23 protein-coding genes are annotated in these 20,819 nt (G+C 62.7%); 11 read left to right on the top strand and 12 right to left on the bottom strand.

Annotated features, from left to right (window positions below; all coding sequences use genetic code 11):
• Positions 1-50: 50 nt before the first annotated feature.
• The 4 genes from aroC to HS968_RS15635 all read left to right on the top strand — a co-directional run bounded on the left by aroC (position 51) and on the right by HS968_RS15635 (position 3,122).
• Complete coding sequence (gene aroC, locus HS968_RS15650) at positions 51-1,142, top strand: chorismate synthase (RefSeq protein ID WP_182367020.1); 1,092 nt, start codon at positions 51-53, stop codon at positions 1,140-1,142.
• A gap of 13 nt (positions 1,143-1,155) precedes the next feature.
• Positions 1,156-2,307 carry an MFS transporter gene (locus HS968_RS15645; RefSeq protein ID WP_182367019.1) on the top strand — a complete coding sequence of 384 codons (1,152 nt, stop codon included), beginning with the start codon at positions 1,156-1,158 and terminating at the stop codon, positions 2,305-2,307.
• A 16-nt stretch (positions 2,308-2,323) separates the two neighbouring features.
• On the top strand, positions 2,324-2,863 hold the full coding sequence (locus HS968_RS15640; RefSeq protein WP_182367017.1) for a cupin domain-containing protein: 540 nt from the start codon (positions 2,324-2,326) through the stop codon (positions 2,861-2,863).
• 67 nt (positions 2,864-2,930) lie between these two features.
• Positions 2,931-3,122, top strand: a complete 192-nt coding sequence (locus HS968_RS15635) for a PLDc N-terminal domain-containing protein (protein ID WP_106740079.1) — start codon at positions 2,931-2,933, stop codon at positions 3,120-3,122.
• Between the two features lie 205 nt (positions 3,123-3,327).
• Here the strand turns inward: HS968_RS15635 and HS968_RS15630 are convergent, their stop codons facing one another.
• The 3 genes from HS968_RS15630 to HS968_RS15620 all read right to left on the bottom strand — a co-directional run bounded on the left by HS968_RS15630 (position 3,328) and on the right by HS968_RS15620 (position 5,969).
• Positions 3,328-3,825, bottom strand: coding sequence for a methylated-DNA--[protein]-cysteine S-methyltransferase (locus tag HS968_RS15630; RefSeq protein WP_182367015.1), 498 nt, complete (start codon positions 3,823-3,825; stop codon positions 3,328-3,330).
• Between the two features lie 5 nt (positions 3,826-3,830).
• Entirely contained in the window at positions 3,831-4,709 is an 879-nt protein-coding gene (locus tag HS968_RS15625; RefSeq protein WP_182367014.1) for a DNA-3-methyladenine glycosylase family protein, read from the bottom strand.
• A 240-nt stretch (positions 4,710-4,949) separates the two neighbouring features.
• Entirely contained in the window at positions 4,950-5,969 is a 1,020-nt protein-coding gene (locus HS968_RS15620; RefSeq protein ID WP_202884190.1) for an AraC family transcriptional regulator, read from the bottom strand.
• Between the two features lie 104 nt (positions 5,970-6,073).
• Here HS968_RS15620 and HS968_RS15615 point away from each other — a divergent pair, with 104 nt between their 5' ends.
• The 5 genes from HS968_RS15615 to HS968_RS15595 all read left to right on the top strand — a co-directional run bounded on the left by HS968_RS15615 (position 6,074) and on the right by HS968_RS15595 (position 10,786).
• A complete protein-coding gene (locus tag HS968_RS15615) occupies positions 6,074-7,549 on the top strand; it encodes a flavin-containing monooxygenase (RefSeq protein ID WP_182367009.1) in 1,476 nt (491 codons plus the stop codon).
• Positions 7,533-8,462 carry an alpha/beta hydrolase gene (locus tag HS968_RS15610; RefSeq protein WP_182367007.1) on the top strand — a complete coding sequence of 310 codons (930 nt, stop codon included), beginning with the start codon at positions 7,533-7,535 and terminating at the stop codon, positions 8,460-8,462. Before HS968_RS15615 ends, HS968_RS15610 begins: the two co-directional genes overlap by 17 nt.
• A complete protein-coding gene (locus HS968_RS15605) occupies positions 8,462-9,223 on the top strand; it encodes an SDR family oxidoreductase (protein ID WP_182367004.1) in 762 nt (253 codons plus the stop codon). The genes HS968_RS15610 and HS968_RS15605 overlap by 1 nt, the downstream gene beginning before the upstream one ends.
• 273 nt (positions 9,224-9,496) lie before the next feature.
• Complete coding sequence (locus HS968_RS15600) at positions 9,497-9,841, top strand: ribonuclease E inhibitor RraB (protein WP_119691705.1); 345 nt, start codon at positions 9,497-9,499, stop codon at positions 9,839-9,841.
• Between the two features lie 237 nt (positions 9,842-10,078).
• Positions 10,079-10,786 carry a type 1 glutamine amidotransferase gene (locus HS968_RS15595; RefSeq protein WP_182367001.1) on the top strand — a complete coding sequence of 236 codons (708 nt, stop codon included), beginning with the start codon at positions 10,079-10,081 and terminating at the stop codon, positions 10,784-10,786.
• A gap of 104 nt (positions 10,787-10,890) precedes the next feature.
• Here HS968_RS15595 and HS968_RS15590 read toward each other — a convergent pair whose 3' ends face one another.
• The 9 genes from HS968_RS15590 to acnA form a co-directional block, all read right to left on the bottom strand.
• Entirely contained in the window at positions 10,891-11,226 is a 336-nt protein-coding gene (locus HS968_RS15590; RefSeq protein ID WP_182366998.1) for a hypothetical protein, read from the bottom strand.
• Between the two features lie 25 nt (positions 11,227-11,251).
• Positions 11,252-11,788, bottom strand: coding sequence for a DinB family protein (locus tag HS968_RS15585; protein ID WP_182366995.1), 537 nt, complete (start codon positions 11,786-11,788; stop codon positions 11,252-11,254).
• Between the two features lie 22 nt (positions 11,789-11,810).
• A complete protein-coding gene (locus HS968_RS15580; RefSeq protein WP_182366992.1) occupies positions 11,811-12,374 on the bottom strand; it encodes a GNAT family N-acetyltransferase in 564 nt (187 codons plus the stop codon).
• 14 nt (positions 12,375-12,388) lie between these two features.
• Positions 12,389-13,090, bottom strand: a complete 702-nt coding sequence (locus tag HS968_RS15575) for an SDR family NAD(P)-dependent oxidoreductase (RefSeq protein ID WP_182366990.1) — start codon at positions 13,088-13,090, stop codon at positions 12,389-12,391.
• A gap of 248 nt (positions 13,091-13,338) precedes the next feature.
• The gene (locus HS968_RS15570) at positions 13,339-13,701 is read right to left on the bottom strand and encodes a VOC family protein (RefSeq protein ID WP_179624656.1); all 363 of its coding nucleotides are present in this window, start codon (positions 13,699-13,701) and stop codon (positions 13,339-13,341) included.
• A gap of 31 nt (positions 13,702-13,732) precedes the next feature.
• The gene (locus HS968_RS15565) at positions 13,733-13,969 is read right to left on the bottom strand and encodes a helix-hairpin-helix domain-containing protein (protein ID WP_179624657.1); all 237 of its coding nucleotides are present in this window, start codon (positions 13,967-13,969) and stop codon (positions 13,733-13,735) included.
• A 43-nt stretch (positions 13,970-14,012) separates the two neighbouring features.
• A complete protein-coding gene (locus HS968_RS15560) occupies positions 14,013-14,282 on the bottom strand; it encodes a hypothetical protein (RefSeq protein WP_119691697.1) in 270 nt (89 codons plus the stop codon).
• A gap of 259 nt (positions 14,283-14,541) precedes the next feature.
• A complete protein-coding gene (locus HS968_RS15555; RefSeq protein WP_119691696.1) occupies positions 14,542-16,107 on the bottom strand; it encodes a methyl-accepting chemotaxis protein in 1,566 nt (521 codons plus the stop codon).
• 177 nt (positions 16,108-16,284) lie between these two features.
• A complete protein-coding gene (gene acnA / locus HS968_RS15550; protein WP_182366987.1) occupies positions 16,285-19,026 on the bottom strand; it encodes an aconitate hydratase AcnA in 2,742 nt (913 codons plus the stop codon).
• A gap of 268 nt (positions 19,027-19,294) precedes the next feature.
• Between acnA and rlmM the strand changes: the two genes are divergently transcribed.
• Together rlmM and tusA are read left to right on the top strand one after the other, a co-directional pair.
• Positions 19,295-20,350, top strand: a complete 1,056-nt coding sequence (gene rlmM / locus HS968_RS15545) for a 23S rRNA (cytidine(2498)-2'-O)-methyltransferase RlmM (protein ID WP_182366984.1) — start codon at positions 19,295-19,297, stop codon at positions 20,348-20,350.
• 213 nt (positions 20,351-20,563) lie between these two features.
• Complete coding sequence (tusA, locus tag HS968_RS15540) at positions 20,564-20,815, top strand: sulfurtransferase TusA (protein ID WP_119691693.1); 252 nt, start codon at positions 20,564-20,566, stop codon at positions 20,813-20,815.
• The last annotated feature ends 4 nt before the right edge of the window (positions 20,816-20,819 follow it).

The raw sequence follows: 20,819 nt of genomic DNA, 5'->3' as shown, positions 1-20,819 counted from the left end.
CGGGCCTGCGCAGTGGCAGGCCGATGCTGAATCTCGCGGAGCGTCTTCCCATGTCCGGCAATACCTACGGCAAGCTGTTCACCGTCACCACCGCTGGCGAAAGCCATGGCCCGGCGCTGGTCGCCATCGTCGACGGTTGCCCGCCCGGTGTCGAGATTTCTCTGGAAGATCTGCAGCGTGATCTCGACCGCCGCAAGCCGGGCACCAGCCGCCATACCACGCAGCGCCAGGAAGCCGACGAGGTGGAAATCCTCTCCGGCGTGTTCGAGGGCAAGACCACCGGTTGCTCCATCGGCCTGCTGATCCGCAACACCGACCAGAAGTCCAAGGACTACTCGGCGATCAAGGATCTGTTCCGCCCGGCCCACGCCGACTACACCTACCATCACAAGTACGGCATCCGCGACTACCGTGGTGGCGGCCGCAGCTCGGCCCGCGAAACGGCCATGCGTGTGGCGGCCGGCGCCATCGCCAAGAAGTTCCTGGCCAGCCAGGGCATCGTCATTCGTGGCTACATGAGCCAGCTCGGCCCCATCGAGATTCCGTTCAAGACCTGGGACAGCGTCGAGCAGAACGCCTTCTTTAGCCCTGACCCGGACAAGGTGCCGGAGCTGGAGGCCTACATGGATCAGCTGCGTCGTGACCAGGATTCAGTCGGCGCGAAGATCACCGTGGTCGCCGAAGGGGTGATGCCGGGTCTGGGCGAGCCAATCTTCGACCGCCTCGACGCCGAGCTGGCCCATGCGCTGATGAGCATCAACGCGGTCAAGGGCGTGGAAATCGGCGCCGGCTTCGCCTGCGTCGCCCAGCGTGGCACCGAGCACCGTGACGAGCTGACTCCCGAGGGCTTCCTCTCCAACAATGCCGGCGGCATCCTCGGTGGTATCTCCAGCGGCCAGCCGATCGTTGCCCACCTGGCGCTGAAACCGACCTCCAGCATCACCACGCCGGGGCGTTCCATCGACGTCGACGGCAACCCGGTGGACGTCATCACCAAGGGCCGTCACGACCCTTGCGTCGGCATCCGCGCCACGCCGATCGCCGAGGCGATGATTGCCATCGTGCTGATGGATCACCTGCTGCGTCACCGCGCGCAGAACGCCGACGTGCGTGTCACCACGCCGGTGCTGCCGCAGCTGTGATCTGGGCGGCGGCATGAGCGCGGCCCTGCCGTACTGGCGACTGTCCGGCTTCTACTTCTTCTACTTCGCTCTGCTCGGGGGCACGGCGCCATTCCTGGCGCTGTACTTCGACCATTTGGGTTTTTCCCCGGCGCGGATCGGCGAGCTGATCGCCATTCCCATGCTGATGCGCTGCCTGGCACCGAACCTGTGGGGCTGGCTGGGTGACCACACCGGTCAGCGCCTGTTGATCGTGCGCTTCGGCGCGTTGTGCACCCTGGTTTGCTTCGCCGGCATCTTCTTCAGCCAGAGCTACGCCTGGCTGGCACTGATCATGGCCACTCACGCCTTCTTCTGGCATGCGGTGCTGCCGCAGTTCGAGGTCATCACCCTGGCCCATCTGCGCGAGCAGGCGGCGCGCTACAGCCAGATCCGCCTGTGGGGCAGCATCGGTTTCATCGTCGCCGTGGTCGGCCTCGGCCTGCTGTTCGAATGGCTGAGCCTGGACGCGTATCCGGCAGCGCTGCTGGTGATCATGGCCGGCATCGTGGTCAGCAGTTTCTGGGTGCCCAATGCGCAGTCTGTGCTGCGCCCGAACACGTTGGAGCCGGAGGGGTTTCTGCGCCAATTGCGCCGCCCCGGCATCCTCGCGTTCTACATCAGCGTCGGGTTGATGCAGTTGAGCAACGGCCCGTACTACACCTTCCTGACCCTGCACCTGGAGGGCGTCGGCTACAGCCGCGGCGCCATCGGCCTGTTCTGGGCGCTGGGCGTGGTGGCGGAGATTCTGCTGTTCCTGGTCATGGCGCGGCTGCTGCAGCGTTACTCGCTGCGCGCGGTGTTGCTGGCCAGCTTCCTGATCACCGCCGTGCGCTGGCTGCTGCTGGGCAATCTGCCTCAGTACCTACCGGTGCTGCTGTTGGCGCAGTGCATGCACGCCGCCACCTTTGGCGCTTTCCATGCCGCCTGCATCCACTTCGTGCAGCGCAGTTTCGCCGACCACCAGCAAGGCCAGGCTCAGGCGCTGTATGTCAGCCTGGCCGGGATCGGCGGTGCATTGGGCGCGCTCTATGCCGGTTATAGCTGGAAGAGTCTGGGCCCGGCCTGGACGTTTGCCATCGCCAGTCTGGTAGCCTTGCTCGCCGCCTTCATCATTGCCACCCGTCTGCCGCCCGAGCGGCCCTGAATCGAGTGAACCCTTCATGAGCAGCCTCGCCGTTTATCTGCATACCTCTCCGGAACTGCCGAACAAGGTGCTGAACCACGCCGATGACATCGCCAGCACCCTGGCCGCGGCGGGTATCGACTATCGCCAGGTCGAGTTACCGCAGGCCATGCGCCCCGGCTGCGAACAGGCTGAATTCGAGGCGGCCTATGGCCTCTGGCTGCAGGCGCTGATGGGCGAGGAAGGCCATGTGCAGCAGGAGCTGTTCAATTTGCAGCGCAATCACCCGCAGAAGCTGGAGTTGCGCGCACGCCACCTGGACGAGCAGGTACAGGCGGCCGCCAGTGCCTGGTTGTTCGTCGGTGGTTTCGCCCAGCTCAGCCTGCACCTCGACGATCACGTCTACGTGCTGCACGGCGAGAAGGGCGATCTGCTGTCGCTACCAGCCGGCACGCGGTACTGGTTCGATCTGGGGGAGGAGCCGCATGCATTGGTGGTGCGCCTGAGTGCCAGTGACGAATCCCCCGTGCGTACCGATGACGATATCGCCAGTCGTTTCCCACGACTGGACGATTGATGTGAAGGGAACCCATACCCGCCGGCGACTATCCTAAGAGGGCAACCCTTCTCACAGGAGTGTCATCATGGGTTCCACCCTCAATGGCCTGGTCGGCCTGATCATCCTTGCCCTGGACATCTGGGCAATCATCAACGTGGTAAAGAGCAACGCCGAGACCGGTATCAAGATTCTCTGGATTCTGCTGATCGTGCTGCTGCCGGTGATCGGCCTGATCATCTGGGCGTTGATGGGGCCGCGCGGCAACGTCAGGATCTGACCGAAGCCGCCTTTGCCGGTGCGCCCTGAGAATCTGCTCACGATCTCGCGAGCTAGAGCCAGGCAAGGCGAAACCAGGCGAAAAACGCTCGGAGTCGCGTTCGACTTTACGCGTTGTAAATGAGCATTTTGAGCGTGGTTTCAACGCAGCATGGCCGACGCGCAGCAGATCGTGAACAGGTTCTGACATCCGGGGCGCGCCTCGCTCATAGTGCCAACTGCACCTGCGTTGGCTGCAACACACCCTCGAGCTCCAGTAATTGCTGCTTGCGCGGCAGACCACCAGCGTAACCGGTGAGGCTGCCGTCGCGGCCTATCACACGATGGCAGGGCACGATGATGGAGATCGGATTGGCGCCATTGGCCGTTCCCACCGCGCGTACGGCTTGCGGCCGGCCGATGACATTGGCCAGCTCCGAGTAGCTGCAGGTGCGGCCATAGGGAATGGCTTGCAGCGCCTGCCAGACCGATTGCTGGAATGCCGTGCCCTTTGGCGCCAGGCGCAGCTCGAACTGGCGGCGCTTACCGGCAAAGTATTCATCGAGCTGGCTGCACACGGCATCCAGTTCGCGGCCGGCGGGCTGCCAGTCTTCCTCGATACGCCAGGGGCGGCTGTCCAGCTCCATCAACAGCAGTTGCAGGCCGCTTTCGTCGGCCGCCAGAAACAGTGGGCCGATGGGACTGTCGTGGTAGCGGTAGTGCATGGTGTTCAGCCTCCCGAATAGTTATGCCACAGGTGTGCGGCCGCATAGGCCCGCCAGGGGCGCCAGGCTTCGGCGCGAGCCTTGAGGCGACGTGCATCGATGCCTTCCGTTCCCCACACTGGTGCCTTGAGTAGACCCAGGTCGCTGGCCGGAAACGCGTCGGCCTCACCGAACGCGCGCAGGGCGATGTACTCCGCTGTCCATGGGCCGATACCGGGCAGGGCGCACAATCGTTCGATCAGTGCCGCGCTGCCTTCTTGCAGATCAAGCTTCAGACTGCCGTCGGCGATACGTGCAGCGAAATGCTGCAGGCACTGCACGCGTTTGCCGGGCATGCCGATACCTGCCAGATCCGCTTCGGCAAGTGCTTGCGGCGAGGGAAACAGATGACTGATACCCACCGTTTCCGGCGTTTCGATCAAGGTGCCGACACGCTGCACCAAGCGCCCGACGATGGTGACCGCAGCCTTGACCGTGACCTGCTGGCCGACGATGGCGCGCACGGCTTGCTCGAACGGATCGAAGGCCACCGGCAGGCGCAGGCCGGGGTTGCTCAGCAGCAGGGGCGCGAGCAGCTCATCAGCGCCCAGATGAAGGGCAATCGCTTCGGGCTCGCTGTCGAGATCGAACATGCGCCGTACGCGTTGTTCGAGTTGATCAAGATGCGCTGGCGAGGTCAGACGACAGCGCAGCTCCAGCGCGTTCTGCCCCGGCAGCGGGGCAACTCGAAACCAGCCGGGAGTGCCGTCGATGTTGAAGCCGCGGCTGTAGCTGTCCGTGCTCAGTGACTCCAGCCCAGGAATCGCACGCAAGGCAAAGTGGCTATGGAACTGTTGCCAGTCCCAGGGCGGTTGGTAGGGCAGAAGCAGCGTGATGATGTTCATGGCTCGCACCCTAGCGCGGCGTTCGGGTGTTGTCAGCGTGAAGATGACTTTCAAACTGCGGCAGACCTTGCCTTTGTGTGGGGGGCGGTGCGTATGGGCACCCTACATGACGCGCGTATCGACCAGGCGCATGGGCTTTAAGTAGGGTGCGCCGCGCGCACCAGGGACTCTACAGTTAGTAGGGGGGATCGGAATGCCGACCACTCGTAGTGCCAGCGAACAGTCCACCAGCACGTGCGGTTACACAATCGCCTCCCGTTGATAACGCCCTGGCGTGATGCCTTTCCAGCGCTTGAAGGCGTGGATGAAGTTCGACAGCTCGCCATAACCCAGGCGCTCGGCGATTTCCTCCAGACTCAGGCCGCCGGCGGCCAGCAGCTCTTCGGCCAGTGCCTGGCGCACTTCGTCCTGCAGAGCGCGGAAGCTGGTGCCTTCTTCGATCAGGCGTCGGCGTAGGGTACGGCTGCTCAGGTGTAGACGTTCTGCGACCTGCTCCATATCGGCGAGCTGCCCCGGCGATTGCAGCAGCAACTGACGCACGCGTCCGGCCACACCCTGGTGCCATTGATGGCGTGCCAGCAATGCCTGGCATTGCTGCTCGCAGGCATTGACCAGTTGCGGGTTGGCCCGTGGCAGTGGGTTGTCCAGCAGGTCGGCGGTAAAACCCAGGCGATTGTGCGCAGCGCCAAAGCGCGGTATCTGCCCGAAGGCTGCGATAAAGGGCGAGACGTCAGCCGGTGCTGGCTGGCGCAGCTCCAGCGCGAGCAATGGCAGCGCGCTGCCTAGCAGTTCGCGCACAACCACCAGGGCGCCGAGCATGTCGCGCTGCACGATGAAGTCATGCAGCGCCGGGGGGAGGGCGCTGTCGTCGAAATTTAGGCTGACGATATCGTCAGCCACGCTCAGGCTGATGCGGGTGAAGGCGTAGGTCAGACCGTGATAGCGCAGGCCCAGCTCGGCAGCCTGGCGCACCGTGGCGCTGCTGAGAATGGCGTAACCCCAGGCACCGTAAGTGGTCAGGTGGTAGCGCCGACCGGCCTGCAGGCCAAGGTCGCTGACTGTGGGCAGCGCCTCGATCAGGTTGGCGATCAGGTTCAGTTCACGCTCGGCATCGATTTCGCCATTGAGGCTGGCCAGTTGCAGGGGGCTGAGCCCGGTTCCATGCAGGCATCTGTCCAGGCTCAGGCCCAGGTCGAGCCCAAGCTGGGTGAGCAACTGGATGCTGATGATGCTGCGTCGTGCGGGCCAGGGGGCTGACATAGATTGTCCGAAAATCACAATATCCTGGCCGACTATGCCATAACTCGGGCGTGGCGAGGCAAGTAGCATCTGCTCATCGCCACACACGGGTCGGGGAGACCACAATGAACAACAACCCCCGTACGAACGCGCCCTGGCGCGTGTTGATCATCGGCAGCGGTTTTGCCGGTCTGGGCCTGGCCATGCAGTTGCGCAAGGCCGGTGAAGAGGACTTCCTGCTCCTGGAGAAGGCCGGTGAGGTCGGCGGCACCTGGCGCGACAACAGTTATCCGGGCGCCGCCTGCGACGTGCCTTCGCACCTGTATTCCTTCTCCTTCGAGCCCAAACACGACTGGTCGCGCAAGTTCGCGCCGCAGGCGGAAATCCATGCCTATATCCTGCAATGCGTGGAGAAGCACCGGCTGCGCCAGCACATACGCCTGAACAGCGAAGTGCTTGGTGCCGAATTCGATGCCGTACGCGGTATCTGGCGCGTCGAGCTGGTGGGTGGTGAGGTGATCGAGGCGCAGGCGCTGGTCAGTGCCTGCGGCCAGCTCAATCGGCCGGCCTACCCGAAGCTGCCCGGTCTGGAGCATTTCCGTGGCGAGGCCTTTCACTCGGCACGCTGGCGGCATGACGTCGATCTGACCGGCAAGCGCGTAGCGGTGATTGGCACCGGCGCTTCAGCGATCCAGTTCGTGCCGCAGATCCAACCCAAGGTCGCCAGCCTGAGCCTGTTTCAGCGTTCGGCCGCCTATGTGCTGGCCAAGCCGGATCGCACCTACCGCCCCTGGGAAGTAACCCTGAAACGTTATTTGCCGTTGTGGCAGCGCGCTGATCGCCTTCTGCAATATCTGCATCACGAGGGCCGAGCCTTGGCCTTCATCCGCTTTCCCTGGCTGATGCGTCTGTTTCGTCACAGTTTCACCCGCCATTTGCAGCGGCAGATGCCCGATGCCGGCAAGCGTGCGCAATTGCAGCCGGACTATCCCATGGGCTGCAAGCGCATCCTGATCAGCAACGATTACTTCCCGGCGCTGGCGCAGGCCAATGTCGAGGTCGTCGACGCGTCGATTCGCGAAGTGCGTGAACATTCGTTGGTGACGGCCGATGGCCGCGAGCATCCCTGCGACGTGCTGATCTACGGCACCGGTTTCACCGCTACCGATTTCCTCGCGCCGATGCGCATTCGTGGCCTCGACGGACTGGATCTGAACCAGGCTTGGAAGGAGGGTGCTGAAGCCTACAAGGGCATCAGCGTCAGCGGCTTTCCCAACCTGTTCCTGCTCTACGGGCCGAACACCAACCTCGGCCACAACTCCATTCTTTATATGCTGGAGAGCCAGTACGCCTATGTGTTGGGCTGTCTCCAGGCGCTACGCGAACAGGGACTGCGTTACCTCGACCTGCGGCCGACGGTGCAGCGTCACTACAACGCCGAGCTGCAACAGGCGACTCATCGAACGATATGGGAACAGGGCTGCGACAGCTGGTACAAGACCGCTACCGGCAAGAACACCAACAACTGGCCGGGTTTCACCTTCACCTATCGTCTCATGACCCGTTCTCCGGAGCTTGCCGACTATGACTGCGTCCGCTGATTTCAAAGCCCCCGCTGCCGAGCAGATGCTGCTGCGCGGCCTGTTGCGCGGCTTTCTGCGCCTGTTCTTCCGCGGTCTGGTGCGGCCACCGATGCCGGTGGCCGGGCAGCGTCGAGTACTGCGTGCACTCACCACCATCACCCTGACGCCGCGCGGGGTCAGCCGCAGTGCTGCGACCTTGGCCGGACGCCCCTGCGAATGGCATCGACCGCCTGCCAGCAACGGCAGCGTGCTGCTCTATCTGCATGGTGGCGCCTTCATGATCGGCGGGCCGGATACGCACCGGGGCATCTGCGCCAGCCTGGCCAAGCGTGGTGCCCTGGAGGTCTGTGCGCTGGATTACCGACTGGCGCCGGAGCATCCCTATCCGGCGGCGCGCGATGACGTGGTGGCGGCTTACGAGGCCCTGCTGGAAGCAGGCTATCGACCGCAGCAGATCGCCATTGGTGGCGATTCGGCCGGCGGCAACCTGAGCCTGGTCGGTTGCTTGCGCATCATCGAACTCGGCCTGCCGGCGCCTGCCGCGCTGGTGTGCTTCTCGCCGGCCACCGATTTCACTGGCGAGCAGATGCACGAGCCGCCCGCCGGCGATCCGCTGATCCACCCCAGCTGGATCGAACAGGCTGCCCATCTGTATTGCCCGGCCGATCTGCCGCGCAACGACCCGGGCATGTCACCTGTGTTCGCTGACCTCAGCCAACTGCCGCCGACGCTGATTCAGGTGGGCGAGGACGAGTTGCTGCTCAACGATAGCCTGCGTCTGGCCGAGCGCGCCAAGGCGGCTGGGGTGAACGTGCGCCTGGAGCGTTATCCGGGGCTGTGGCACGTGTTCCAGGCGCACGTCGGCATGTTGCGTGCGGCGGATTACGCCATTGCCCGCGTGGTGGACTTTCTCCGTGAACGGGGCGTGTGATGAACAACATCCTTATCAGCGGCGCTGCATCGGGCATTGGCGCCGCCACCGCGCGACTGTTTCACGCACGCGGTTGGCGTGTCGGGCTGCTCGATGTCGATGAAAAGGCGCTGGCAGCTTTGGCCTCCGAGCTGGGCGGCGCCTGGCATGCCGAGTTGGATGTGGTCGATGCCGCGGCGGTGAAAGCCGCGCTGGCCGACTTCTGCACGCAGAGCGGCGGCCAGCTACGCCTGCTGTTCAATGGCGCGGGCATTCTGCGCACCGGCGCCTTCGCCGATATCGAACTGGAGCAGCACACGCGTCTGGTGCAGATCAATGTGCTCGGTGTGCTCAACCTCTGTCACGCGGCCTTTGCCTATCTCAAGGCCACGCCGCAGGCGCGGGTGATCAACATGGGCTCGGCCTCGGGGCTCTATGGCGTGCCACAGCTCGCCAGTTACTCGGCCAGCAAGTTCGCCGTGCGCGGCCTGACCGAGGCGCTGGAACTGGAGTGGCGTGAACACGGCATCCGCGTGGGTGACCTGATGCCGCCATTCGTCGACACGCCGATGGTTCGCAGTCAGGCGCAGCGGCCGCCGGTGATGCGTCGCCTGGGCGTGCGCCTGGAGGCCGAGCAGATCGCCGAAGCGGTCTGGAAGCAGGCCCACACCAGCACTGTGCATCGCCCAGTGGGACTGCAATTCGGGTTGCTGTTCAATCTGGGCCAGATCTCGCCGGGGTGGATCAACAGGTTGCTGATGGGCTGGCTCAGTCGCCCATGAGTTCAGGCGGGGCTCAGGCTGGCCAATTGCCGCTGGTCGCCGGTTTTGTCACAAAGGCTTTCTGCACGACGCGAATCTCTCGCTCAGCGACTATTCTGGAGGAGACGGTTTCAGTCCGGCGTTCTGTCGGGCAGTCGTCGATACGCTTGCAGTAGACACATCGAGCATCTGCTCGATTCTCGGGGCGGCGCCACTTGGGGCCGCGACACCGTCCACAAGGCGGTTGCATTGGGAAAGCGGTTAATCCATCCATAGCCTGAGAGGGGGTCGTTTATGAGCACAGCCTTCCACGAAGACTCCAGCACGTCGGTGCTGCGTCGGATGAAAGAAGGGGGATTCGACTTCGCCCAGTTTCACCCGATCGAGTTCTACGCCATCTTTCCCGACGAAGAACGGGCCAGAATGGCGGCCAGAAACTTTCGCGGCGAGTCGCTCAACGCCCAGATATCCGCCCGCGAGGACGGTATCTGGCACCTGCAAATCAGCAAAGTGATGTACGCCACCCATGCCGGTATTGGCGCCTTCGAACATGACCTGGAGTCCATCGTCGTCCCGCTGGGCGGCAAGATGGATGGCTGGGGCGTTACGCAGGAGGTGAAAGCGTCAGCAATGCGTTAGGAAGACACTGAAAAAACTGTCATGCCTGCGCAGGCGGGTATCCAGAACCAGCAAATTATCTGGGCTTCTGCTTTCGTGGGAGTGGCGATAAATGGCTTTTTCAGAACATCCTCAAGTACGGATGCAGCAGCGTCCATCAGCACAGACCATCGGCCGGTTGTCCGGCCGATGGTTTCAAACTCCAGCCCACCTCGACTTGCCAATCCTTCTCGCGCAGACTGCGCGGCGGAGGTGCTTATGGCTGATGTTCTGATCCTGACTCATATCGATTATTGCCCGCCCGCCCACCTGGCGCAGGTGCTGCAGGCGCGTGGCTGCAGCTTCGACGTGTTGCGTGTCGATCTGGGTGAACTGCGCGGTTACGACCTGGAGCGACCCAAGGCGGTTGCCGTGATGGGCGGGCCGATGAGCGTCAATGACCCGTTGCCCTGGATCGCCGACGAAGTGGCTGCGCTGCAGCGTTTTATAGAACGCGATATTCCCATCATTGGGCACTGCCTGGGTGGCCAACTGCTGGCCAAGGCACTGGGGGCCACCATCCGCCGCATGCCCTACACCGAGGCCGGCTGGCAGCGTATGCAGCGTCGTTCAGAAGCAGCCGATAGCCCCTGGCTGGCGCATTTGCCTGAAGCGTTCAGCATTTTCCAGTGGCATGGCGACACCTTCGCGCTGCCAGACGGCGCCCAGCCACTGCTGAGCAGCCGTTGGTGCGATAACCAGGCCTTCGCCTGGGGGGACAAGGTGCTGGCGTTGCAAGGGCATCCGGAAATGACTGAGGAGTTGATCGAACTCTGGCTCGACGACTGGGCGCATCTGCTCGATGCCAGTCAGCCCAGTCAGCAGAGCATCGTCGACATGCGGGAAAACCTGACTGGGAAGGTCAGGGCGTTGAATAAAGTCGCCGAGGGTTTTTACGAGCACTGGCTGAAATTGGCCGGGCTTTGACGCCTGTTGGTCACGGGGCGCGACGGCTACAAGACCGGCCTGAGGCTACGCCGTAGGAGTCCGCCTCGTAGGATACCTTTGCAGCATGCTGGCGCTTCCAGCTTCTACGGCCCCCAATAATTGAAGTAGTAGATGTTGCCGGGTTTGATTTCGATATCGATCTCCGCGCCGCACTGGATCGTGCGCGTCCCTGGCATGACTTCCCCTGCCTCGTGAAGCCGGTGAGACCAGCGATTGCCATCTACCGAGAGCGACCCGCAGCCACCACCGTTATCGTGTTCAATCACCAGGTAGGTTTTGCCGTCCGTGGATGGCTTGTAGCGGCCTCTGAGCTCATAAGTGGCGTCCGCATCGGTAGAGGCGATGTTCACCAGCAAAAACACCATTGCAATCACAAGAACGGCGCCGAGGGTGATCAGCAGATACTTGAGTACTTGCATCACTGGCTGCGGAGCTTGCTCGGTTTCATAACTCTTCAGGGATCAACATCAGTAGATCGGTCACCCCGACATCCACACCCGCCTGGCTCAGTAGTGTCGTGACCTGACCGCGGTGATGCGTCTGATGGTTGAACAGGTGCATCAACAGGGCGAAGAAATTCTTTCTCGCTTCCGCGCCTTTCATATTGCGATAGCTGAGCAGCTGATCCAGTTGCTCTTCGCGAATTTCCTGCGCCAAGGCCTCGATACAGGCATCCAGTCGTTGGCGCAGTGCCCGCAGTTCACGGATATCCGCTGCCATCGGCTGATCCAGCCGTTCTGGTTTTTTCAGCGTGTCGAGTGCCGCTAGCGCCTGGTAACTGGCCGGATGAAAGGTGTAACGGCCAAGCCAGATCCGGTCGGCCACCACCAGATGATTGAGTGTGCCCAGAATCGAACCGAAGAATGCATTACGCTCGGCGCTCAGCGCTTCGTCGGGCAGGCTGGATGCAGCAGCGTAGAGCCGTTCGTTCATCCAGCTGTTGTAGCGGGCCATCAGGCGGATATGGTCGATTCTCTGCATGGATTCACCTGTTGCCCACGAATTACCGGTGGTTATGGCGGCTGCGCCAGTCTTCTTTCAGCAACCCGTAAAGGGCCGAGTCTGACACTTGCCCGTCGATGATCCAGCGCTGGCGCAGCAACCCTTCCTGGCTGAAGCCCAGGCGCTGCAGAGCACGACCGGAGGCGCTGTTGGTTGGGTCGATTTCAGCCTCGACGCGATTCAGACCCAGGGTTTCGAAAGCATGGCGCAGTAGCTCGCCAGCCGCTTCCTGAACGTAACCCTTGCCCCAGGCAGACGATGCAATGCCAAAACCGATCTCCGCACGACGTGACTCCGGCTGGTAGTTGAACAGCAGACATTTGCCAAGCAGCTCGGCGCTTTCCCTGTCGACGATAGCCAGCGTCAGGCGTTGGCCATCGTGTATGGCCTGTTGCTCGGCGCAGATGAAATCCTGCGCCACGGCTTCGGAGTTCCAGGGTGGCGTGTTCCAGTACTGCATGACCTGAGGATCGGAAAAAATCGCGAACAGCGCCGAAGCGTCCGCTGCTTGCAGAGGGCGCAGCTGGAGGCGATTGGTTGTCAGTGTCACGGAAAGATCAGGCATGGGTTCCCTTGTATTCAGAAGCGCTCGTCGGCAATGGCGGGCAGTACCAGCTCGCGTACGTAACTGGCATCGGAAAGGCTCAGCAGGGTTCGCACCAGGGCGACGACATCGTGCAGCGGGATCAGCTGGCCTTCGCCGTTTTGCGCCGCCTGTTCGACCGGAGTTTGCAGCCCATCCTGGGTGTTGAGATAGCCCAGCTGCAGGCAGGTGACAGCCAGACGCTGATCGCGAAAACCTTCGCGCAGGGTCTCGGCGATGCCTTTGAGGGCGAACTTGCTGGCGCCGAAGGTGACTTCCGGGCGGCCACTCTGTGGCAGGGCCGAGGTGGAGCCGGTCAGGATCAGTTGCGGCTTGGCGCCGCCGAGCAGGCGCGGCAGCAGGCGTTTGAGCAGCAGCAAGGTCGCGCCGATATTGACGCTGACCATCTCGAGAATCTGTGCGTCGTCGTCTTGCAAAAAACTGTAGTCATCCTCGAACGCGCGGGTTTCCCAGATACCCAGGTTGTAGATGATCGCATCCAGATGCTGTGGCGCCTGGGCTTCGATGTCGTCCACGGCCCGCAGAGGATTACTCATGTCCGCTTCGATCCACTGGATGTCCGTGGTCAGATCGACCGGGCGGCTACGCGAAATCCCGATCAGCTCATGGCTTGGCGCCAAACCTTCTACCAACGCACGGCCGAGACCTCGGCTCGCACCGATCACCATGATTCGCATCGCATGACTCCTTGGGTAGTTCGTGGATCATCCATGACTCAGGCGAAAGCGTTGCTCGCCCGAGAAGGGAAAGGCTGGGACGTTAATGGTGGAACTGGCGGCGGGTCAAACGACGGCCGCAGGCGCGCGGTTTCAAGCGTTACAGATTGTCTCCGTCGCGACTTTCGCGCTGCCGAGACCAGGCTTCGTTGCGCAGGAGCCAGGTTCCCGCCTGAGCGGGAACGATGACTTGCTGCTGATGGGGCCGACTATTTGCCGTCTGGCTCCGACCATACGGCAAACTCGTTGCCACCCGGCTCTACGAAGTGAAAGCGTCTGCCTCCCGGGAAGGAAAAGATCGCTTTGACGATCTCTCCGCCGGCAGCCTTGACCTTATCTAGGGTGTCTTCCAGACGGGCGCTGTAGAACACGATCAGCGCGCTGCCGTTGTCGCTGCGTGCGGACATCTCGGCGCTGAAAAATCCGCCATCCAGGCCTTCGTCAGAAAAGGCTGCGTATTCGGGGCCGTAGTCCGTGAATCGCCAGCCGAATGCGGCCTGGAAAAAGGCCTTGGTGGCTGGCAGATCGCGGGTGGGATATTCGACGTAGTTGATCTTCTCGTGGGCAGGCATGCCGGGTTCCTTGGCAGTGAAAGAGTGGGAGTTACTGACGTGATTTGGCCAGGTCGATGGCGGCCTGAATAGCCGCACGTGCTTGCGGGCTGTTTTTCCAGCAGGTCGAACCAAGCTGACCGGCTACTGCAGTGACGATATCGCCGACACTGGCTTCGGCCAGTTCCTGAAGCGAGTTGATGCCGATCTGTTCAAGGCGCTGTACGACGGTCGGGCCTACGCCTTTAACGTTCAAAAGGGCTTGGTGTTCGTCGGTTGGGAAGGGCATTGGGTTGGGAACCGAATAATGAGTCAGGGAGATAAGCGGAGAATCATGCTGTCGCCATCGACCAGACCTGAAACCCGACAGAACAGAGTAGTCCGAGCACGACCAGGGTTCTGTCCCCAAAACTCTTGGCAGAGCGTGCGGACAGTGCTGCGAGAAAGATGCCTAGCGATGCGCCGGTATTCGCGATGGCGAAGCTTCTTTCATAGTTGCTGAACCAGAATGCCGCCGCGCAGAGGATGAGCGCGGCCAGTAGCAGCACGAGTATCGAGTTGAAAAAAGCGAGCGCGTAGTTTTTGTCTTCGCTGCTATCCATGCGAGAAAAGTCCTTGTAACTGGTACATCTGGAGGAGGAGCAAGGAGGGATGAGGATTCGCTTGCCCACCTGCAATGGTCTTCGTTTGAACGAACAGAACCGTGACAGGTTATACACCAGACCGTGCTACTGCTGGCAAGTGGTAACCAGGCGAACAGCTTCGATTTAGAGGGGCTATGGCGGTATGCGCGATTGTTTGCAGAGCTGCCTGCCGTGCTGTGGAGGAGAAGGCGCAGCGGTGAGCCGCTGCGCCTTTTTTTCAGCGGTTGAAACGCTCGACCAGGGCGTATTGGCCCTGTGCGGTGTTGGTCAGAGCTTCGCTGAGTTTGGCGGTATCGTTGGCTTCGCCAGCGGTCTGGTCGGCCAGTTGAGCGATGGTGGTGATGTTGCGGTTGATCTCGTCGGCAACAGCGCTTTGCTCTTCCGCCGCCGCGGCGATCTGGTTGGCCATGTCGGCGATGTTGGCGACCGAGTCGCTGATACCGGACAGCGCCTGATCCGCCTGGAGCACGCGTTCGACGCCCTCATCGGCCTGCTTGCGGCCAATTTCCATGGTCAGCACGGCTTCTTCGGCGGTGCGTTGCAGTTTGGCGATCAGGGCGTGGATCTGTTCGGTGGATTCGGCGGTGCGTTGGGCCAGCGAGCGAACCTCGTCGGCCACCACGGCGAAGCCGCGGCCCATTTCACCGGCGCGGGCTGCTTCGATGGCGGCGTTGAGAGCGAGCAGGTTGGTTTGGTCGGCGATGCCTTTGATCACGTCGACCACGCCGCCGATTTCATTGCTGTCCTGGGCCAGGCGGGTAACGGTCTCGCCGGTGTCACCTACCGACTGCGACAGGCGCTGAATGGCTTCGCGGGTTTCCGCTGCGATGCCGCGGCCTTCGCCGGTCAGGCGGTTGGCTTCCTGAGTGGCGATGGCGGTGCGTGCGACGTTGCTGGCCACTTCCAAAGTAGTGGCGGCCATTTCGTTGACGGCGGTGGCGACCTGTTCGGTCTCGCTGCGCTGGCGCTCTAGGCCGGCGGAGCTGTTGTGCGCCAGCTTGTCGGCTTCACGCGCTTGCTGAGTCAGTTGCTCGGCGGTGTCCTGCAGGCGAGTGAGGCAGGTCTTCAGCCGTGCTTCCTGGCTGAGCATGGCCATTTCCAGGCGGGCTTCGGCGCCGCGGCTGTCGGTGTACATCTGCGCGATCAGCGGGTCGGAGGTGGTTTGCTCGGCAATGCGCAGCAGGCGTTTGACCCCGCGTGTCTGCCAAGCGATGCCGGCCAGGCCCAGCGGAACGGAGAGCATGGCGGCGAGGATGAAGCCCCAGTTGCTGCCCATCCAGTGGCCGATCAAAAAGCCGATCTGGCTGACCAGAATGAAAGGCATCCACGCCTGGACGATGGGTAGCCACTGGTTGCTGGCCGGAATGGCCGATTTGCCGGCGTTGATGCGGGCGTACAGCACTTCGGCGCGGCGCACCTGCTCGGCGGTCGGTTTGACACGGACGGATTCGTAGCCGACGACCTGATTGTTCTCGGTCACGGGCGTGACGTAGGCGTTGACCCAGTAGTGGTCGCCATTCTTGCTGCGATTCTTGACGATGCCCATCCACGGGCGGCCCTTTTTCAGGGTCGTCCACATATGCTCGAACACGGCCGACGGTACGTCCGGATGGCGCACGATGTTGTGCGGCGAACGCAGCAGTTCTTCACGGGTGAAACCGCTGATGTCGACGAAGGCGTCGTTGCAGTAGGTGATTTGCCCTTTGAGATCGGTGGTGGATATCAGACGTTGTTGCGCAGGAAAAGTGCGCTCACGCTGAGTGACCGGCTGGTTGTTACGCATGGCAAGTATCCGTCGTTGTAATGCCCTTTTCATCGGCCGACGAACGGCGAAGTTGAGGGCGAATCCGTTTTTCGCGAGTGTAAACGCTTTTTGAATGGCGTCACATTTTTGTCACGGCATTGGCCATCCCTGGCCCGACGGAGCAACCCTGCCGCCTGGTGCGGCAGGGCAGGTGCATCAGTTGGCGATCATCTGGCGCAGCACGTAGTGCAGGATGCCGCCAGCCTTGAAGTACTCGACTTCGTTGAGGGTGTCGATGCGGCACAGTACCTCGACCTCCTCGTGCTGGCCGTCTTCGCGGGTGATGATCAGCGTCAGCGGCATCTGCGGGCGTAGTTCCACGCCTTCCAGCCCCTCGATGGCCAGCACTTCCTTGCCGGTCAGTTTGAGGCTGGTGCGGTCGGTGCCGGGCTTGAACTGCAGCGGCAGTACGCCCATGCCTACCAGGTTGGAGCGGTGGATACGCTCGAAGCTTTCCGCGATCACCGCCTTGACCCCCAGCAGGTTGGTGCCCTTGGCCGCCCAGTCGCGGCTGGAGCCGGTGCCGTATTCCTTGCCGGCGATGATCACCAGCGGGGTGCCCTCGGCCTGGTAACGCATGGCCGCATCGTAAATCGCCAGCTTCTCGCCGCTTGGTACGTGCAGGGTATTACCGCCTTCCTCGCCGCCGAGCATTTCGTTGCGGATGCGGATGTTGGCGAAGGTGCCGCGCATCATCACTTCATGGTTGCCGCGGCGCGAGCCGTAGGAGTTGAAGTCGGCCTTGTCCACGCCGTGCTCGCTCAGGTAGCGCCCAGCCGGGCTGTCGGCCTTGATGTTACCGGCCGGCGAGATGTGATCGGTGGTCACCGAGTCGCCGAGCAGGGCGAGGATGCGCGCCTGGCGGATATCGGTGATGCGCGGCGGATCGCCAGCGATGTCTTCGAAGAACGGCGGATGCTGGATGTAGGTGGAATCGCCTTGCCAGGCATAGGTGTCGGCCTTGGGCACTGCGATGGCCTGCCATTTCTCGTCGCCGGCGAAGACTTCGGCGTACTCCTTGCGGAACATGGCGGTGTCGACCTGGGCGATGGCCTGGGCGATCTCGTTCTGGGTCGGCCAGATGTCCCTGAGATACACCGGCTGGCCATCCTTGCCGGTGCCGAGGGCGTCGCGGATCAGGTCAATGCGCACGCTGCCGGCCAGGGCGTAGGCCACCACCAGGGGCGGCGAGGCCAGCCAGTTGGTTTTCACCAGTGGGTGCACGCGGCCCTCGAAGTTGCGGTTGCCGGAGAGTACCGAGGCGACGGTCAGGTCGGCCTGGGTGATGGCTTTCTCGATGGGCTCGCGCAACGGGCCGGAGTTACCGATGCAGGTGGTGCAGCCGTAGCCCACCAGATCGAAGCCGAGCTTCTCCAGATAAGGCGTCAGGCCGGCGGCATTGAAGTATTCGGTGACCACCTTGGAGCCGGGGGCCAGCGAGCTCTTCACCCAGGGCTGGCGTTGCAGGCCTTTCTCCACGGCCTTCTTGGCCAGCAGCCCGGCCGCCATCATCACGCTAGGGTTGGAGGTGTTGGTGCAGGAGGTGATGGCGGCGATCACCACGGCGCCGTCTTTCAGGCGATGGGTATGACCCTCATCTTCGTAGTCTACTTCGCCGCTTTGCTTGGAACCGCCAACGGCGGTACCGCCGCCGCCTTCACTGAGCAGGCGGCCTTCTTCCTTGGCTGCAGGCTTGAGCTGCAGGCCGACGAAGTCGTCGAAGGCCTGGTTGACCTGGCCCAGCGAGACGCGATCCTGTGGGCGCTTCGGTCCGGCCAGGCTGGCTTCGACGCTGCCCATGTCCAGGCTCAGGCTGTCGGTGAATACGGGCTCGGCGCCAGGCTCGCGCCACAGGCCCTGGGCTTTGCTGTAGGCCTCGACCAGTTGCACGGTGGCATCCGGACGGCCGGACAGGCGTAGGTAGCCGAGGGTGATGTCGTCCACCGGGAAGAAACCGCAGGTGGCGCCGTACTCAGGCGCCATGTTGGCGATGGTGGCGCGGTCGGCCAGCGGCAGGTCGGCCAGGCCGTCGCCATAGAACTCGACGAATTTGCCCACCACACCTTTCTTGCGCAGCATCTGGGTGACGGTGAGTACCAGGTCAGTGGCGGTGATGCCTTCCTTGAGCTTGCCGCTGAGCTTGAAGCCGATCACTTCGGGAATCAGCATCGATACCGGCTGGCCGAGCATGGCCGCTTCCGCCTCGATGCCGCCTACGCCCCAGCCGAGTACGCCGAGGCCGTTGATCATGGTGGTGTGTGAGTCGGTGCCGACCAGGGTGTCAGGGAAGGCGAGGGTGATGCCGTCTTCCTCCTTCGTCCATACGGTGCGCGCTAGGTATTCGAGGTTGACCTGGTGGCAGATGCCGGTGCCAGGCGGCACCACGCTGAAGTTGTCGAAGGCGTGCTGGCCCCAACGGAGGAAGGCGTAGCGCTCGCCGTTGCGCTGCATTTCCAGTTCGACGTTGTCGTGGAAGGCGCTGGAGGACGCGTAGCGGTCGACCATCACCGAGTGGTCGATGACCAGATCGACCGGCGACAAGGGGTTGATCCGCTGCGGGTCGCCACCGGCCTTGGCCATGGCATCACGCATCGCGGCCAGGTCGACCACCGCCGGCACGCCGGTGAAGTCCTGCATCAATACGCGCGCCGGGCGGTATTGGATCTCGCGGTCGGAGGCGCGCCGGTCGAGCCAGTCGACCATGGCTTGCAGATCCTGCGGTTGCACGGTCTGGCCGTCTTCGTTGCGCAGCAGGTTTTCCAGCAGCACCTTGAGCGACTTGGGCAGGCGGTCGATATTGCCGAGCCGCTGGGCGGCCTCGGGCAGGCTGAAATAGTGGTAGGTGGCGTCGCCGATCTTCAGTTCGCGGCGGCAGTTCAGGCTATCGAGGGAGGGCATTGCACATCTCCTTGGGCCCGCACGGTTCGGGCTGTGTCTGATGGCGGCAGACCTTCAAGCTAGTTCGGCTTGGGCGGTCTGGCTAGCGCATATCCTTTATCGGTTGTTACGCGCTGCCTGTTTCGGGAGGGCCGGTTTTCACCGAACCGCATTCGCTGGCGGTCAGTTTGCCGATCCGTACCTGTGGGCATCGCATATGTAGCTGGACAGGTTTCGCGGCTCGGGGTTCCGGTCTCGGGTATCATGCGCCGCTTGAGGAGAGCCTTTGATGAATACCCTGTTTCTGCATTGCCGCCCTGGTTTCGAGGGCGAGGTTTGCGCCGAGATCGCTGACCTTGCCGCACGTCTGGACGTGCCGGGCTACTCCAAGGCCAAGCCCGGCAGCGCGTGCGCCGAGTTCGTCTGCAGCGAGGCGGCGGACTGCGAGCGGCTGATGCGTAGCGTGCGTTTCAACCAGTTGATCTTCCCGCGGCAGTGGGCGCGTGGTGCTTTCGTCAGCCTGCCGGAAAGCGACCGTATCAGCGTGTTGCTGGAGGCGCTGGCCGATTACCCGGTATGCGGCAGCCTCTGGTTGGAAGTGGTGGATACCAACGACGGCAAGGAACTCTCGACCTTCTGCAAGAAGTTCGAGGCGCCGCTGTGCAAGGCGCTGCTCAAAGCCGGCAAGCTGGTGGACGACGCGAAGAAGCCGCGTTTGCTGCTGACGTTCAAGAGCGGCCGCGAGGTATTTGCTGGCATCGCCGAGGCGGACAACCAGGCAATGTGGCCGATGGGTATTCCGCGCCTGAAGTTTCCGCGTGAGGCGCCGAGCCGTTCCACGCTGAAGCTGGAAGAGGCCTGGCACCACTTCATCCCGCGCGAGCAGTGGGATCAGCGCCTGGCGCCGGGCATGACCGCCGTGGATCTGGGCGCCGCACCGGGCGGTTGGACCTGGCAACTGGTCAATCGGGAGATTCGCGTCACTGCCGTGGACAACGGGCCGATGGCCGAAAGCCTGATGTACTCCGGTTTCGTCGTGCACCAGCGCGCCGATGGTTTCTTGTTTCGCCCGCGGCATCCGGTGCACTGGATGGTCTGCGATATCGTCGAGAAACCGGCACGCACGGCGGCGATGATCGAAACCTGGCTGGGTGAGGGGCTGTGCCGCGAAGCGGTGGTCAACCTCAAACTGCCGATGAAGCAGCGCTACGCCGAGGTGCGGCGACTGCTCGATCGTATCGAGTCTGGGCTGGCGGAGCGCGGCCTGAAGGTCAGCATTGGCTGCAAGCAGCTGTATCACGACCGTGAAGAAGTGACCTGCCACCTGCGTCGGCACGGTAAGTGACAACGTGAACCGGGCGCGGACATTCGTCCGGCCCGGACTCCCGCGTCGCTCCAGGCTCCGCCCGAAGCTGGCGTGCGCGCCATCCATGACTCGCCAGAGCGCAAGCACTGTGCCGCAGTTGGCCGGTGCGTGCTGCCCATCCAAGGTTGTGCGCGCAGGGTGACCTGGAGGTCAGCTTTGCGCGACAATGCGCGCCTGCCTGTGGAGCCCCTTATGTCCGAAGCCCTGACCCTCAACCACGATGACCTGCTCGACGCCAGCGGCCTTAATTGCCCAGAACCGGTGATGATGCTGCACAATAAGGTGCGCGATTTGTCGCCGGGCGGTCTGCTCAAGGTGATCGCCACCGACCCGTCGACCCGCCGTGATATCCCCAAGTTCTGCGTCTTCCTCGGCCACGAACTGCTCGGCCAGGCAGAAGAAGATGGCAGCTATCTGTACTGGATTCGCAAGAAGACTGATTGATTAC

Origin of the sequence: Pseudomonas berkeleyensis, from assembly GCF_014109765.1 — a bacterium.
Classification (GTDB): Bacteria; Pseudomonadota; Gammaproteobacteria; order Pseudomonadales; family Pseudomonadaceae; genus Aquipseudomonas; species Aquipseudomonas berkeleyensis.
This window is presented reverse-complemented; position numbering and strand designations above follow the sequence as displayed.